Raw genomic sequence first — 14,590 nt, 5'->3', positions numbered from 1 at the left:
AGCTCTGGCTTTAGCGCTGACAGTCGAGGCGCACGCGGAAACTGGGGTCTGCGACGGTGTAGCGCAGGGCCGTGTCACGGCTTCTGGCTTTCGGGTCCAGAATGAACACCAGTTTCTGTGGCTGTCCCTCGCCACGCTTGCCAAACTCTTTGCGGACCACGAAGCCTCCGCCCGGGGGCAGGGCTTGCCGGATCGCCAGAGACCAGGCGTCCCCGGCACTGGAATTCGTCAGGGTGTTGCCGTCGGTGGTGGACAGACTGAGCTCCTCGCTGTAGATATCGATGCCGGTGGCCGCGGTGGTGCTGAGCCGTTTGCTGGTGCCGTTGCGAACCTCGATGGTCACGCCCCATTGCCGGCCCAGGTCCTCGACCTTCTGCACCCGCAGCCGCAGGACGCCGTTAAACAGCTGCTCACCGACGCAGCCCTCTACCGCATTGGCCTGATTGGTGCCCCCCGGAGCCTGAGGGACGGTCGCCGGACGCGCGGCTCCGGGCAGGGTCAGGCTCAGCGTGCCCGGCGTGGTGGTGGCGGTGATGCCCGAGGCGCGCAGGGCGTCCAGAGGGACGTAGGTTTTGCCGCCCACCACGATGGCGCGGCCTGAAACTGGCCGGCCATTGATGACTACATTCCAGCCTGACTGGGTCTGAGCCAGGGCCATGCCCAGCATCAGCACACCCACAACTGCCCTGCGCCTGCCTTGCCGAATCACCTTCATCCTTGCACCTCTCCTTGAAGTAGTTCTGTGGATTTAGGACAGCTTAGGAATGTGGGCGTGGCAACAGCGTGGCAAAGCGCTGCCCAGCAGTAACTCATAGGGATCAGCGCCCCGGCACCTGAGTAACGGGAGCGGCAGGTATGCCCGGTTAACGGGTGTCCCGGGCTTGTTCTAATGCCGCTCAGGACATCAGACGTGGTTCGACCTGCGCGGGACTTCGGACGGTGTTCTCCTGAAGCGCCGAGAGAACCCGTGCCTGCAGAAGGCGGCGACTGGCCAGCGGCAGCCCGGCCAGCACAGCCGCCGCGATCAGGTCGTAGGCAAAATATTCCCCCTGCCAGAGCCCCACCTGACTCAGCGTCTGCAGGTCGGGTGTCAGGGCGAGGGCATCGGTGTTGAGCACCTGAGCGGCCAGTTCCAGACTGAAGGCACTGCCCGCCACCGCCGCCACCTGTGCCAGCCGCAGGGCGCCCGCCGGCAGGTTGTCGAGCCGCCGCTGAAGGATGGCCCCGGTCTTTCCAGGCGGTGGCAGCTGGGCAGGCAAACCCTGAATCAGCTGGCCCTGGTCCAGCAGATGCCGTGCCGTTTCCAGGGCAAACAGCGGATTGCCTCCGGTATAGCGGTGCAGCGGCGCGCACAGTTCGGCCGCCTGTGCGGCGGGCAGGCCCAGCCCCTGCAGCAGCGCTGCGAGGGCCGCGCGCGACAGCGGCTGCACCTCGATCAGGACCGCCGCCCTCCGGTCGACTTGCATCTGCACGGCCTGCCACGCGGCACTGGACAGTTCACCGCGCTCAAAGGTTGCCAGCACCCGCAGCGGCGGCCAGGGGGGAACCGGCGGCCCGGCGGTAAAGCAACTGCCGAACTCGAAGCTCTGGGGGTCAAACAGATGCAGGTCGTCGGTGGTCAGGGCCACCCGGTCACGGGTGCCAAGGGCCAGCAGGGCCATGCCAGCCTCGAACAGGCGCAGCCGGTCCTCGTGTGCCGAGACCGGCGGGAGCGGCTCGTCCCACAGGCTGGGGATCAGCCTCGACAGTTCCCGGCGGGCCCAGGGCGCCAGTTCTCTGATCAGACCAGGTTGCCGCTCGAACATGCGACGCAGGCCCCGCGCAATGGAGGCGTACGGCACCCCAACATCGCCGGGACGACCGTTGTTCGGCACCGAGGCGCCCTTGGAGGCCACGAAGTCAAGCATCAGCCGCGTTTTTCCGATGCCCGGCTCGCCGCACAGGTAAGCCGTCTGCCCCTGTGCCCAGGCCACCTCCAGCTGGGCCCATTCACGTTCGCGGCCCACCAGCGCAGGAAGGGACGAGGGAAGCACGGGGGAGGGCGTGCCACGCAGAATTTCCTGGGCCAGCGCCACCGTTTTCGGCAGTGGTTCCAGCGCCAGTTCGTCGGCCAGCACCTGCCGCAACCGCGCGAACTGCCGCAGCGCTGCTCCACGCTCGCCCAGCAGAGCGTGCAGGCGCATCACCTCCTGATGGTGGGGCTCGGCCAATTCATCACCGCGCAGGAGTTGCTGGCGAAGGGCCAGGGCAGCGCGGAGCTGTCCGGCTTCCTCCTCGGCCCGGGCGCACGACGACAGCAGGGCCTGCCGGGTGGACGTGAGTGCCTCGCGCCGCCGGATCACCCAGGCCTCGAATTCTGCGGCACAACGCAGGTCGAACCCCTCCAGGAATTCTCCCCGCCACAGGGCCAGGGCGGCGCCGTGCTGGTCGTCCTGGCAGTGGGCTTCGAAGGCCGGCACGTCGCAGGTGTGGCCACCCGGGTCCAGCGCCACCGCGTCGGTGGACGTGACCAGCAGCTGGCCCAGAGGCGACTGGCGCAGCCGGTGCAGTTCGCGCCGCAGGTGGCCACGAGCACGCTCCTCGTCCGTGTCGCCCCACAGCAGCTCGGCCAGCACGGCGCGGGAGGTCGCCCCCTCCAACGCCAGGTACGCCACCAGCGCAAAGGCCTTACGGGTCGGCAGCGTGACCGGCTGCCCCTCCAGATACAGACTGGATTTGCCGAGCAACAACACCTCAACCATGTTTGCGCCCCCACCTATCATGCCCTGTTCAGGGGCTGGCGGGTGGACAGAACCGTCCCGGGAAATAAACCCACGGCGCCTGTGCCTGCCGCACATCATCGGTGTGGCAGGCACAGCCTGAGGCTCACCGTTTCGGCCTTAGGGATTTAGAGGTGGGACGACCTGCCGCAGGGTCGGTGGTGCGGCGGCTTTCCAGGGCGTGACGCTGGCCAGAATCCGCAGCGGAACCTGCTGGCCCCGGGCACTGGTAAGGTACGCCACGACCGTCCACTGGCCGAGTTTAGGAGCGGTGTTGACCACCTTGACCTTCAGGCCACTCCGGGTAAAGCCGCACAGATCCTTGCGGCCGTACCGGGAGGCCGACCCGGGGTTGGCGAAGTACGAGTAGCTCAGGCAGCCGTCGCTTTCCACCGTGAACTCGGCTTTCGGATCGGCGCCGCCGGGCCCGGCCGTCACGTTCTGCGCAATCGCCTGCGCCGGATGCGTCACCAGCGCGATGGACTGCGTGCCCGGCGGAGTCGCCAGCTTCAACTGAAAGCTGGCTGGAGCTGCCTGAGCAGCAGACATGAACACAAGCGCCGGCAGCGCAAGGAAACGAGGCATGGCGCACCGAGTCTAGTGGGAGGGTCGGGCAACCGCACGCACGTTTAGCCGACCCTGGGCGCCCAACCAGCCCGGCAGCATGTCCCGCTAACGCCCGGGCATCACGGGCGGCTCGGCCGCGTCGCGCCCACGGGCCACGTCGCGCACGCCGCGCCGGCCAAAGGCATGCGCCAGATCACGCTCGGCCAGACGCAGGGTGGTCGGGCGGCCATGCGGGCACGACCAGGGCTGCTCGCAGCTGCTCAGGGCAGCCAGAACCTGCTCGCCCAGCTGCAGGGTAAGCATGCCGGCTTTCAGGGCCGGTGCGCAGGCCAGCCTGGCCAACACGTCGCGCCGGGGGTCCGGGCCGTCGCCAAGTGCCGCTTCAACAATCTGTTCGTGCAGCCGGGGAACGGGCAGCGCGGCCAGCGTGGCCGGAACGGACCGCAGCCGCGCCAGCCCGGCACCAAAGTCCTCGATGGTCAGCCCCCAGCCGCGCAGTTCTGCCGCCCGTTCGTGCAACCGCGCCAGCTGTCCCGGAGTCAGATGCAGCAGTTCCGGCTCCGGAAGTTCATGCGGCGGAGCTGCCGTCAGGTCACGGGACAGCTGCTCATACAGCGCGCGCTCGTGGGCGGCGTGGGCATCCACGATCCACAGGTCGCCCTCGCCCTGGGCCAGCAGGTACAGGTCCTGATAGAGGCCCACCTGCGTGAGCTGCGGGAAGCTGCTGTGCCGCGGGGTCGTTTCGTTCTCGGTGGGCGGACGCAGCGCCGGCGCGCCGCGCGCCAGCGGCTGACCTGCCAGGGCCTGCGCCACCGCTTCGCGGACCCGGGAAGCGACTTCGGCCAGATCGGCAAGGGCCACGACCTGTTTGGCGGGGTGGACGTTCGGATTCTGGTTCTCGGGTTCGACGGTGAGGTCGAGCACGCACAGCGGCGCCACTCCGGCTGGAATCAGTTCGGCCAGTCCTTCCATCACGGCCTTTTCCAGTTCGGGGGCCGCCTGCACGGGCCGGCCGTTGACACTGAAATGCATCCGGTCGCGCCGCGCCCGGGTCAGTTCCGGGCGGGACACCACGCCGCGCACCCCTGGAGCGTCCACACCCACAACCCGGTTGGCGCTGAGCGGACCGTACACGCTGGCCACCGCGCCCCGGTGGTCGGAAGGCGCGTGCGTCAGGCGGGCTTCCCCGTCCACCGTCAGGCGCCAGTGCAGGCCTGGATGGTGCAGCACATAGCGCCCGATCAGCGCCGTGATCTCCCGGACTTCCGTAGCGGGCGGCGCCTGGGTTCTCAGCCGGGCCGGTAGGTGGGCAAACAGCCGCTGCACGGTGACCGTGGTGCCTGCCGGGGCCGAGGTGCGCGAGACACGGAGCTCCTCGCCGTGGGCCTGCACCTGTGCTGCCCCGACCTGCTGGGCCGGACGGGTGACCAGTTCCAGCTCACCGGCCTGGGCTGCAGCCCAGAGCGCTTCACCCCGGAAGCCCAGCGTCGTGACCCGGGTCACGGCGCCCTCCTCGGGAGCCAGTTTGCTGGTCGCGTGGCGTGCGGGGGCCAGGACCACCATGTCGGCCGGGATCCCACAGCCGTTGTCGCGCACCCGGACCAGGGCCAGCCCGCCGCCCTCCACCTCGATGTCCACGCGGGTGGCTCCGGCGTCCAGGGCGTTGTCCAGCAGCTCCCGCACCACGTCGAGCGGGCGCGACACCACCTCGCCCGCAGCAATCAGGCGGGCAACATGCGGTGGCAGGACGTGAATCTTCATAGGTAAGGTCCGCCCTGAGGCTAGCGCACCTCCTTTGCGGTGATTGCGCCGGGCGTTTTATTCGCTCGCAGCGCCCGATTCCGGATCCGGCAGGATCTTGCCCGGATTGAGCAGCCCCCGCGGATCCAGCAACGCTTTGAGGTCCCGCATCAGCTCCAGGGCGCCTGCATGCTCCTGGGCCAGAAAGCGGCGCTTGTGCAGGCCCACCCCGTGTTCACCGCTGCAGGTTCCTCCCAGAGCCAGCGTCTGCGCAATCATCCGGTCATAGACCGCCTCGATGCGGGTCCAGGTGTCCTGGTCGTCCGGGCGGGCATGGAACAGCACATGAAAGTTGCCGTCCCCCACGTGGCCCAGCAGGCTGGCGTGCAGGCCGGCCCCATCCACCTGCGCACGTGTAAAGGCAATAATTTCGGGCAGATGCTGCAGCGGCACGCACAGGTCGGTGCTGAGGCTGGTGTGCTCGGGGTACAGCGCTTTAAGCGCATAGAACGCGTGGTGACGGGCTTCCCACAGGGCGGCCCGTTCGGCGGCGCCCCGGGCCACCCCGACCTCCTGGGCGCCGGCATCCAGACACAGCTCGCAGCACAGGGTCAGGGCTTCTTCCAGGGCCGCCGCGCTGGGGGAGGCAAGTTCGATCCACAGGGTGGGGTGTTCGGGAAAGGCAGTGCCCTTGTGCAGGTTGACGGCCCGCAAGCCCTCGGCGTCCATCAGCTCCAGTCGTTCGGGTTGCAGGGCGGCCGTCATGACACTGACGGCGCAGGCGGCGGCGGCCTCCACGCTGGGAAAAGGGCAACGCAGCGCGACCAGGTGCGACGGCAGCGGCCAGAGCCTGACGGTGAGCTGGGTAATGACCCCCAGCGTGCCCTCCGCCCCGATAAACAGGTGCTTGAGGTCATAGCCGGCGCTGGTCTTGCGCGCCCGGCTGCCCACCCGGATCACCCGGCCGTCCATGAGGGCCACCCGCAACTCCAGCACGTTGTCGCGCATGGTGCCGTAGCGCACCGCGCCCGTGCCGCTGGCATTGGTGGACGCCATACCGCCCAGACTGGCCTCTGCCCCCGGGTCCACCGGGAAGAACAGCCCCTGTGCCCGCACCAGCCGGTTCAGTTCGGGGTAGGTCACGCCCGGTTGTACGGTTGCCTGGAATCCGGCGGGCTGCACGTCCACCACCTCTTTCATGCCGCTGACATCCAGGGAGAGGCCTCCTTGCAGGGGAATCAGCTGGCCTTCCAGGCTGCTGCCGGCTGCAAATGCCACCACCGCAAATTCGTGGGCACGGGCCAGGGCCAGGGCGTCCACCACATCCGCCTCACAGAGGGCGAAGACGATCGCGTGGGGCCGCATCTGTTCCAGGCCACTCTCATCCCGGCTGTGGGCATCCAGAACCGCTGGTACGGTGCTGAACTGCTCCCCGAAACGGGCGCGCAGCGCGGACAGGGCTTCGGGAGTCATGTGACCATCATGGCGCACAGACGGTTCCGGAAGGGTGGCATCGACAGGCCGGATGACTCCACCCAGAGAAGAGAGCCACGGACTCAAACCGGTTTTACCCTGCGCGGCCGTCCTCAGGTCAGGCCGAGCCGGGCGCTGATCTGGGCCTCATCCTTCGGGCCGCCCACCAGGGCACCTTCGATCTTCCCGGCGACACTGGTCAGCACCAGTGTGGGAAATACGCGAACCCGGTACTGCCTGCGAAGTTCTGCGCCGCGGTCAAGCACCAGCTGCTCTCCATAGGCATGGTCAGGAAGGGTGCCACGGCGTGCATCGATGACCCGCAGGTCAACCCCAGCGGTCGCCGCCAGCCGGCCGATAAACAGGTCTATCTGATCGCACCCGACGCACGCCTCGGCCTTGAAGTACAGCAGGGTGCGCCGCGTCAGGTTCAGCGAGGGGGGAGGGGGAATGGTTTCGCCCGGTCGTGGTCCGCTCGCGGCGACGAGTTGATCCATCAGGGGGCCCAGGAACCGGGGAAGTCTGATCTGCACAGGCATCTGCTCCGGATTACGGCGAAGGGCGCAGTGAAGTTTCGCCAGCATGGTGCATCCCGCCTTGAGCATTCAACGAACAGGGCTGCCGGGAAACCAGACCCGGCAGCCGTGTGTAGCTCACAGGTGTCATGGCGCGCTTGCAGACGAGGGACGTCGCTTCTGACCCCTGGAGCCTGGCCTCAGACTTTTGGCAACGGCGTGGTCGTGATCGTCTGGACGGACTCGTCGGCCGGCGGTACGAACGGCGTTTTGCCCAGCAGATGGTCCAGCATGGCGGGGAAAGCCATGTCGTTCGGCAGAAGCATGACCTGCGTCTGCATGGTAATGCGGTGAACGCGGTTGACCTTTGCTGCCACCCGGCGGGCCATGGCGAGGTGACCGTCGGGCTCGTGCCCCACGTTCGCGATGACCAGAAACAGCTCGTCGGTCAGCTGAAACATCCAGTCGCTGGCCCGCAGCTCGCCCCGCACCGCGTCACGCGCCCGGCGGAGGGTGGTGGCGACTTCGGTCGGGTCGTACAGTTGCCGGGCGACCGGCAGATCGGTGATCCTCACGGCCATGGCGGCGCCCTGCCCACCCGAGCGCTGGTATTCCGCCTGCAGCACGCCCACGAACATCTGGGCCAGACCCGGGCCCGGCAGTTCGGTTACCGGGTGCAGTTCGGTCTGCCGGGTCAGCAGCTGGGCCTGCTGGGTGATCATGGCCTGGGCCCCGCGTGCCTGATGGGCCACTTCACTGCCCAGGCGAGGAAGCAGCGCCGCACCGATCAGCCACAGCCAGTGCGTGCCTGAGGCGCCTTCAGGCACAGGCAGGCTGCCGCTTTGCCAGGCCACGGCCGTGACGAAGGCCAGAACCAGCCCCAGTGCCAGGCTCCAACTGGGAGACAGCAGCACGCCAGCACCCGCCGCCACGATCAGCCCAAGTCCCAGGGGCCACCCCAAAACAGAGCCGGCGACAAAGGCGCAGCTGCCCAGCAGGGCCACCAGCACGAGAAGGCGAAGCTTGATGCTTTTTTCGACGGTCAGTGACATGGCAGGGTCCCTTTGTGAATGAGGCGGCGATGGCGCGTATCTTCTATTTTAAATAGAAATTTCATTCAAGTCCGTTACAGACCTTGTTACTCGTGATAATTCTGCCTGGAGATGGGGTGCAGGAGGCCTCTTAATCAAAGCAGGTGGCAGTATTTCGCGCGAGTAACCCCTGCATCCGGCAGATGGACCGGAAGATGGTGTGGCGTGGTGCAGGGCCCCATGGACAGGAGGCCAGGGCGAAAGTTGACCTCCGGCTTGCCCCATCGGCGTCACGCTTCCTGGGACTGGCCGAAAGATCCAGGCTGCGCCGCTGCACCGGAATGAGTGCCCGGATGTGCCAGCATGCGGTGCGTGCTACACCCCGGTTCCCCACACCAGGAGGCCTTATGACTGCTCCGCACCTGCCCGATCTGCTTAACCTGACCGATATGGAAACTGCCGCCCGGCAGGTCATGCCACCGGACGCGCTGAATTATTACGCCAGCGGCGCCAACGACGAACACACGCTTCGCGCCAATCGCGCCAGCTTTTCCCACATTCGGCTGCGCCCGCGAGTCCTGGTGGACGTGTCGAACATTGACCTGAGCACCGAGGTCCTGGGCCTGCCCCTGAGTTTTCCCGTTGGGATCGCTCCGTGCGCCATGCATGGCCTGGTGCATCCGGAAGCCGAGGTTGCCACGGCCTGCGCGGCGGCGGCGGCCGGCAGCCTGGCGACCCTCAGCACCATGAGCCACAAACCCATCGAGGCTGTGGCGCAGGCGGCAGATGGCCGGATGTGGTTCCAGCTGTACCTGTACCGCGACCGCGAGGTCAGCCGCGCCCTGGTGCAGCGCGCCGAGGCCGCCGGAGCCCGCGCTCTGGTCCTGACGGTAGATACGCCGTTCCTGGGCCGCCGTGAGGTTATGCTGCGCTCGCCGCTGCACCTGCCTGAAGGCATGAGCCTCCCCAACGTGGGTCAGCGGCAACCCGGCACCGAGCACCTGGATGACCTGAGTTACCTGAACACGCTGTTCGATCCCAGCATGAACTGGCGGGACCTGGAATGGTTGCGCTCGGTGACGCGGCTGCCCATTGTCCTGAAGGGCATTCACACCGCCGAAGACGCGGCGCTGACCGTGGAGGTAGGCGGGCATGTCTGGATCAGCAATCACGGCGGCCGGCAGCTGGACACGGCCGTGACCCCGCTGGAAGCCCTGCCTGAAATCGTTGATACCGTCCAGGGGAGAGCCGAGATCTACCTGGACGGTGGCATCACCCGTGGGACCGATGTACTCAAGGCCGTGGCCCTGGGCGCCCGCGCAGTGTTCCTGGGACGCGCGCCGCTGTACGGGCTGGCGGTGGCTGGCGAGGCTGGAGTGCGGCACACCCTGGAACTTCTGCGCGAGGAGTTGCAGCTGGCCATGGCTCTGTGCGGCAAGGTGCGTCTGGCTGATCTTGGGCCGGAAGTGCTCCGGCCGACCTCTTAGAGACCACTTCAGCACTACCGGCGCCAGCCCGGGCCCTGACCTTCACGAAACGTGCAACGTCTGGTGCCGGTGCACGGACTCCGGTCATCTGACCCAGGGGCGCTCACTCATGAATCTGGACAGGGAGTGGCCGCGCCGGGTCTGTCAATTTTCGCCTGTCATGGCAGACGTCGACGAAGCGCTGATATCGCCGCTGTAGGGCATCGCGGTCGTGCTGGGCCTCGGTATGTTCAAGCGCTTCGGTATACACGAGGTCGGCGTGCGTCTGCAGAACACTTCGCCGGTCCGGATCCACCAGAACCGCCGCCGCCCGGGTGAGCACCTCGAGCATGCGGATCATCACGGCTGGGTGGGTCCTGCCGTACTGCCGGATCATGTTGAACATGGTCTCCACCATTCCGGAGAACCCGGGCTGCGGCATGATCAGCCGTACCTGGCCTTCGTGCTCGAACTGTCCATTGATCAGGCCACGCTCCTGAAGGGAGACCAGGGCGTCACCGAGATGATCCAGGACCGTCATGGCTGTGTACGGATCGTTCGTCCCCGGAGACAGGGCCCGGGAGGCGACCTCCACGAGTTTCCGGGCTGCATACTCGATGTCCTGGTTGGTCGTGCGGCTCCGCCCGATGGTCATCGTGCGCGTGATTCCCTTACATGCCCGTGGTGTCACCCAGGCGACCGGAATGCCCTTCATGACGAAATCTCCCGGTCTGACCAGAAGGCAGACGGTCGCGCCGTGGCTGACAGCCAGATGTACCAGGGCATCTGTATCAACACTCTGGAGGTACCCGCTCCGTGGGGCGGACACGATGTCCTGACCTGTCCATTCCGGTGGAAGCAGGTGCTGCTGGTCATGGCGCTGTCCCTGGACCGTCTGGGTGGTCAGCGTCCGGTGCAGGTCGTCGTGAACCGAGCGTATGACGTACCCCACGTTGATACTCGTGGCCACGTGATGAATAAAGTAGATCAGCACAATGATGCTGATGAACGTAAACAGCAGTGCCAGATGCACGCCCAGATGCGGGACGGATTCCGGCTGGCTTTGACCGATGGGAACCGACCGCAGGATCGTGAATGTATAGGAGACGGTTCCGAGGAACATTCCCAGAGAGACGCTGTTGCGCCAGTCACGTGTAAAGCTCTCCATCAGCCGGGGACCCATCTGACCCGACGCAATGCTCAGCGCGGTGATCGTGATCGTAAAGACCGTACCTGCAACGCCGAACAGGGACGACGCGATTGCACTCAGCAGGGACCGGGCGCCTTCCACGCCTCCGGGAAATGTGATCAGCTGGTTCCGACCAGACTGAGGCATCAACCCCTCCAGCCGGATGGTCAGCACAGCCAGCAGCACGAAGAGAACGACCATCAGGCTGGGCAGGAACCACAGGCTGTGCAGCATGTCTCTCAGGCGAGTTGCGAGCCGCGAGTAGGCAGAGGAGCGCATCAGCCCTGCACCACCGATGTGGGGCGGATCCGCCAGGTACCTCCTCTGGGGAGGCCCTTACCTTCGTGGGCCTTGAACCTAGATCGTGTCATCTGCGGCCGCTCGCCCTGACCGGCCAGCCAGGGCCGTGGGGCCGGGGCAATCGTAGCCCGACAGGGAGCGCATTAGGTTGATCAAGTTGCCCGGGGTGCCGTCCTGCATGCTGCCACCCTAGCACTGGCTGTGGATGGCCTTTACCAGGCTCGCCTTACTGCACATTGAAGTGCTGGTGAAGTTGTGATCGCCGTGGTTCCGCTCAGTCGGGCGCAGCAGGACGTACACCGCATCAGAGAATGACTGCATCCGATGGCCAGTCTGCGCTCACTGGCCAGAGCACTCCGGGTTCTTGCCGGGGTAACGCCTTTCCACTGCGGTAAATAAAGCTGCCCCGCTGTTCGCACCCTGTGAACGGTTTAAGCTGATCCGCATGAAGCGTGCTGCCCTGGCCTGTCTCCTGGTTCTCGTCGCCTGCCAGAAGAGAGACCCCGACGGTACCCTGCTGCCCACAGACAACAACTACACCACTGTCCCGGCTGTCGTGTTGAATTCGGTGCAGGGCGAGAATGTGCCCATGCGCCTTGCAGACAAGGAGTACCGGGTTCTTGTGTCCTATCCGGACGATATGGAATTTGACCGGTACAGCGACTGCGACCTGAAGGTTGAACTGCGCAAACACCGCGCCAAGCAGGGTGCGAATATCTATTCGCAGATGGCCCCGGGATCGCTTGACTCCACAGAAGTCTCGTTGGAAGAGCCTGGACTCTACCGGGTCTGGATCTCCGGCCGGCACGATTACTGTGCGCCTACACTCGTGTTTCAGCCGGAGGGTGCTTAGAAATTTGTCTGTCACGCGCGGGGCATAGCTGTCCGGGCGGCCGACTCAGCCGCTCTGGCGGCGCCCGAGCTCACGCCTGGCCTTCAACCGCTTCGGGTGATTCCTCTACCACAGCCCGCTGCCAGCCGTGCAGGATCTCCAGCGCCTGCATCGGCGTCAGGCGGCTGAGGTCCAGGGCCGCGAGTTCACCGATCAGCCGGCGGTCGTCGCCCCGGGCGTTCAGCGAGGTCAGCAGCCGCGCCGCCCGCTGGGTCACCGGGGCAGGCAACCCGGCCAGACGGGCGACCTCCACACCGTAGCTCTGCCGCGCGGCTCCAGGCACCACCTGATGGTAGAAGGTCAGCCCGCCCGAGCCGGCCGCGTCCTCCTCGGCAGCCACATGCAGGTTGACCAGCCCCGGAAAATCCGCTTCCAGGCGTGTCAGCTCGAAATAGTGGGTCGCAAACAGCGTGTGCGCCCGGGTAGTATGCAGATGTTCAAGCGCGGCGTGCGCGATGGCCAGCCCGTCCAGGGTGCTGGTACCCCGGCCCACCTCATCCAGAATGACCAGACTGCGGTGCGTAGCGCCGTGCAGAATGGTCGCCAGCTCGCTCATTTCGACCATAAAGGTGCTGCGTCCGCCCGCCAGATCGTCCGAGGCACCGATGCGGGTATGAATCGCGTCGTACACCGGCAGCTGCGCGCGGTCAGCCGGGACGAAGGAGCCGATCTGATGCAGCAGCGCGCACAGGGCCACAGTGCGCAGATAGGTACTTTTGCCGGCCATGTTCGGCCCGGTCAGCAGCAGGGTGTGGCGGCCTGAACCCAGCTGCGCGTCGTTGGGCACAAAGCGCCCACCGGCCGACCGTTCCACCACCGGGTGGCGCGCCTGCACCAGCCGGGTCTGGCCGTCCGTGGTCTGGGGCCGGGTCCAGCCACTTTCCACAGCCAGTTCGGCCAGGGCCGAGAGAACGTCCAGTTCGGCCAGCGCGCCGGCCGCTTCACTCAGCGCTTCGGCGTGGGCCGACAGGGCGTCTCGCAGCTCGGTAAAGACCTCCACTTCCAGGCGGCTGGCCGCCGCTTCCAGCCGGGCAATCTCGCGCTCGCGCTCGCGCAGGTCCGGGCGGGTAAAGCGCGCCCGGTCCTTGAGGGTCGCCACCTGCCGGTAATCGGACGGCACCTTGCTGAGGTGAGGCCCGGTGACTTCCAGGTAGTAGCCAAAGACGTTGTTGAACCCGACCTTCAGGCTTGAGATGCCGGTGCGTTCACGTTCGGTGATCTCCAGTTGCGCCAGCCACTCCCTGTGACGCAGGGCCCCGGCACGCAGGTCGTCCAGTTCGGCGTGAAAGCCCTCACGGATCAGGCCACCATCTCCGAGCCGAAGCGGTGGGTCGTCGACCATCGCCGCCCGGATCCGCGTGACCACGTCCGGCAGGGACGAAAGCCGGGTGTGAACGCCTGCAAGCAGGCCGTCCTGCCCGGCCAGCAGCGTCACCGCGTCTGGCAACAGGTCCAGCGTGCGCGCCAGGGACGCCACCTCACGGGGGGACGCGCGCCGGGTCGCCACCCGGGCAGCCAGACGTTCCAGGTCATGGGCACGGTAGAGCAGCGAGCGCACACTGCCGCGCAGGTCCGGTGCGCGGGTCAGGGCCTCCACGCTGTCGAGCCGGGCCTGGATGCTCAACTCATCCAGCAGGGGAGAGCGCAGCCAGGCGCGCAGCCGTCTTCTTCCACCTGCTGTGCGCGTCTGGCACAGCACGTCCATCAGGGTCACGCCCTGCGGGGAATGGGCCTGAAACAGCTCAAGTGCCCGCACGGCGGCTTCGGGCAGGCGCATCTGGGCGCCGGGTTCGAAACGCACCACCCGGCGGACCATGTCCAGCTGCCCCTGCTGGGCCATACGTGCGTACCCGAGGACGGCCCCACACGCCCGCACCAGTGCCGACGAGTTCAGCGACCCAGGGACCTCGCCCAGGGTGCGGTGCAGTTCTGCCCGGCTGGCCTCCTCGGCGAAGTTGGCCGGTGAAAGCATGACCGGGAAGCGCCCCTGAAAGTCCGAGAGCAGCGCCGGGTTCCCGGAGAGTTCCGGTGCCAGCAGCACCTCGCGGGCACGGTGGCGGCCCAGTTCGTCATACAGCGCCGCGCGGGTATGAAAAGCCGCTGCCCGAAAATCCCCGGTGCTGACGTCCAGCAGGGCCAGGGCGTAGCCGTCCCCCGTGGCCACCGCCGCCAGATAGTTCTCGTCGGCCCCCAGGTGCCGCTCCTCGGTCACGGTGCCAGGGGTCAGGAGCTGAGTGACCTTGCGGTCCACCAGACCTGTTCCGGCCTCTTCCATCTGGTCGGCCACCGCCACGCAGACTCCAGCCGAGAGGAGCTTTTCGACGTTCTGATCCAGCGCCCGCACGGGTATGCCAGCCATAGGAGTGCTGAATTCCTTGCTGGTCTTGTGCGTCAGCGCAAGACCCAGCAACCGGGCCGTCCGCTCAGCGTCCTCACCGAAGGTCTCGTAAAAATCGCCCACCTGAAACAGCAGGATGGCGTGAGGCAGCTGCTGCGCGACTTCGTCGCGCATTCGTACGTATTGATCCAGCATGGGTGGCAGCGCGCCTGACCCGGTCCCCTTAAGTACACTCTGCGCTGCTCGCATGGGCGCCAGAATACCGGGACGGCAGCGCACAGATCGCGAATGGACGCGGAATTCCGCGAGCCCCTGTTATC

General features: G+C 66.7%; 11 protein-coding genes. 2 read left to right on the top strand and 9 right to left on the bottom strand.

From position 1 onward, the window contains the following. Nucleotides 1–10 precede the first annotated feature (10 nt). From IEY49_RS03775 to IEY49_RS03745, 7 genes are all read right to left on the bottom strand, one after another. A complete protein-coding gene (locus IEY49_RS03775; protein ID WP_189004690.1) occupies nucleotides 11–715 on the bottom strand; it encodes a hypothetical protein in 705 nt (234 codons plus the stop codon). 181 nt (nucleotides 716–896) lie between these two features. Continuing rightward, a complete protein-coding gene (locus IEY49_RS03770) occupies nucleotides 897–2,741 on the bottom strand; it encodes an ATP-binding protein (protein WP_189004688.1) in 1,845 nt (614 codons plus the stop codon). A 138-nt stretch (nucleotides 2,742–2,879) separates the two neighbouring features. After that, the gene (locus IEY49_RS03765; RefSeq protein ID WP_189004687.1) at nucleotides 2,880–3,344 is read right to left on the bottom strand and encodes a hypothetical protein; all 465 of its coding nucleotides are present in this window, start codon (nucleotides 3,342–3,344) and stop codon (nucleotides 2,880–2,882) included. An 87-nt stretch (nucleotides 3,345–3,431) separates the two neighbouring features. Beyond that, nucleotides 3,432–5,087: a DNA mismatch repair endonuclease MutL gene (gene mutL / locus IEY49_RS03760; RefSeq protein ID WP_189004686.1), complete on the bottom strand. Its 1,656-nt coding sequence runs from the start codon at nucleotides 5,085–5,087 to the stop codon at nucleotides 3,432–3,434. A 57-nt stretch (nucleotides 5,088–5,144) separates the two neighbouring features. Then, entirely contained in the window at nucleotides 5,145–6,539 is a 1,395-nt protein-coding gene (locus tag IEY49_RS03755; RefSeq protein ID WP_189004685.1) for an FAD-binding oxidoreductase, read from the bottom strand. 113 nt (nucleotides 6,540–6,652) lie between these two features. Next, nucleotides 6,653–7,123, bottom strand: coding sequence for a TlpA family protein disulfide reductase (locus IEY49_RS03750; RefSeq protein WP_189004684.1), 471 nt, complete (start codon nucleotides 7,121–7,123; stop codon nucleotides 6,653–6,655). Nucleotides 7,124–7,254: 131 nt separating this feature from the next. Continuing rightward, the gene (locus tag IEY49_RS03745) at nucleotides 7,255–8,106 is read right to left on the bottom strand and encodes a hypothetical protein (protein ID WP_189004683.1); all 852 of its coding nucleotides are present in this window, start codon (nucleotides 8,104–8,106) and stop codon (nucleotides 7,255–7,257) included. A gap of 386 nt (nucleotides 8,107–8,492) precedes the next feature. On the opposite strand from IEY49_RS03745, the gene IEY49_RS03740 reads away from it, so the two are divergent. Continuing rightward, nucleotides 8,493–9,572, top strand: coding sequence for an alpha-hydroxy acid oxidase (locus IEY49_RS03740; RefSeq protein WP_189004682.1), 1,080 nt, complete (start codon nucleotides 8,493–8,495; stop codon nucleotides 9,570–9,572). A gap of 103 nt (nucleotides 9,573–9,675) precedes the next feature. Here IEY49_RS03740 and IEY49_RS03735 read toward each other — a convergent pair whose 3' ends face one another. Continuing rightward, the gene (locus IEY49_RS03735; protein ID WP_189004681.1) at nucleotides 9,676–11,019 is read right to left on the bottom strand and encodes a DUF2254 domain-containing protein; all 1,344 of its coding nucleotides are present in this window, start codon (nucleotides 11,017–11,019) and stop codon (nucleotides 9,676–9,678) included. Between the two features lie 466 nt (nucleotides 11,020–11,485). Between IEY49_RS03735 and IEY49_RS03730 the strand changes: the two genes are divergently transcribed. Then, nucleotides 11,486–11,893, top strand: a complete 408-nt coding sequence (locus tag IEY49_RS03730; RefSeq protein ID WP_189004679.1) for a hypothetical protein — start codon at nucleotides 11,486–11,488, stop codon at nucleotides 11,891–11,893. A 70-nt stretch (nucleotides 11,894–11,963) separates the two neighbouring features. On the opposite strand, the gene mutS is transcribed toward IEY49_RS03730, so the two are convergent. Beyond that, nucleotides 11,964–14,519, bottom strand: a complete 2,556-nt coding sequence (mutS, locus tag IEY49_RS03725; RefSeq protein WP_189004677.1) for a DNA mismatch repair protein MutS — start codon at nucleotides 14,517–14,519, stop codon at nucleotides 11,964–11,966. Between the last annotated feature and the right edge of the window lie 71 nt (nucleotides 14,520–14,590).

This window comes from Deinococcus malanensis (assembly GCF_014647655.1).
Classification (GTDB): Bacteria; Deinococcota; Deinococci; order Deinococcales; family Deinococcaceae; genus Deinococcus; species Deinococcus malanensis.
This window is presented reverse-complemented; position numbering and strand designations above follow the sequence as displayed.

What these genes read in the sequence shown, in the direction of transcription:
- mutL (WP_189004686.1), bottom strand. Translation starts at nt 5,087, where the DNA reads ATGAAGATTCACGTCCTGCCACCGCATGTTGCCCGCCTGATTGCTGCG.
- IEY49_RS03740 (WP_189004682.1), top strand. Translation starts at nt 8,493, where the DNA reads ATGACTGCTCCGCACCTGCCCGATCTGCTTAACCTGACCGATATGGAA.
- IEY49_RS03745 (WP_189004683.1), bottom strand. Translation starts at nt 8,106, where the DNA reads ATGTCACTGACCGTCGAAAAAAGCATCAAGCTTCGCCTTCTCGTGCTG.
- IEY49_RS03770 (WP_189004688.1), bottom strand. Translation starts at nt 2,741, where the DNA reads ATGGTTGAGGTGTTGTTGCTCGGCAAATCCAGTCTGTATCTGGAGGGG.
- IEY49_RS03730 (WP_189004679.1), top strand. Translation starts at nt 11,486, where the DNA reads ATGAAGCGTGCTGCCCTGGCCTGTCTCCTGGTTCTCGTCGCCTGCCAG.
- IEY49_RS03775 (WP_189004690.1), bottom strand. Translation starts at nt 715, where the DNA reads ATGAAGGTGATTCGGCAAGGCAGGCGCAGGGCAGTTGTGGGTGTGCTG.
- IEY49_RS03765 (WP_189004687.1), bottom strand. Translation starts at nt 3,344, where the DNA reads ATGCCTCGTTTCCTTGCGCTGCCGGCGCTTGTGTTCATGTCTGCTGCT.
- IEY49_RS03755 (WP_189004685.1), bottom strand. Translation starts at nt 6,539, where the DNA reads ATGACTCCCGAAGCCCTGTCCGCGCTGCGCGCCCGTTTCGGGGAGCAG.
- IEY49_RS03735 (WP_189004681.1), bottom strand. Translation starts at nt 11,019, where the DNA reads ATGCGCTCCTCTGCCTACTCGCGGCTCGCAACTCGCCTGAGAGACATG.
- mutS (WP_189004677.1), bottom strand. Translation starts at nt 14,519, where the DNA reads ATGCGAGCAGCGCAGAGTGTACTTAAGGGGACCGGGTCAGGCGCGCTG.
- IEY49_RS03750 (WP_189004684.1), bottom strand. Translation starts at nt 7,123, where the DNA reads ATGCTGGCGAAACTTCACTGCGCCCTTCGCCGTAATCCGGAGCAGATG.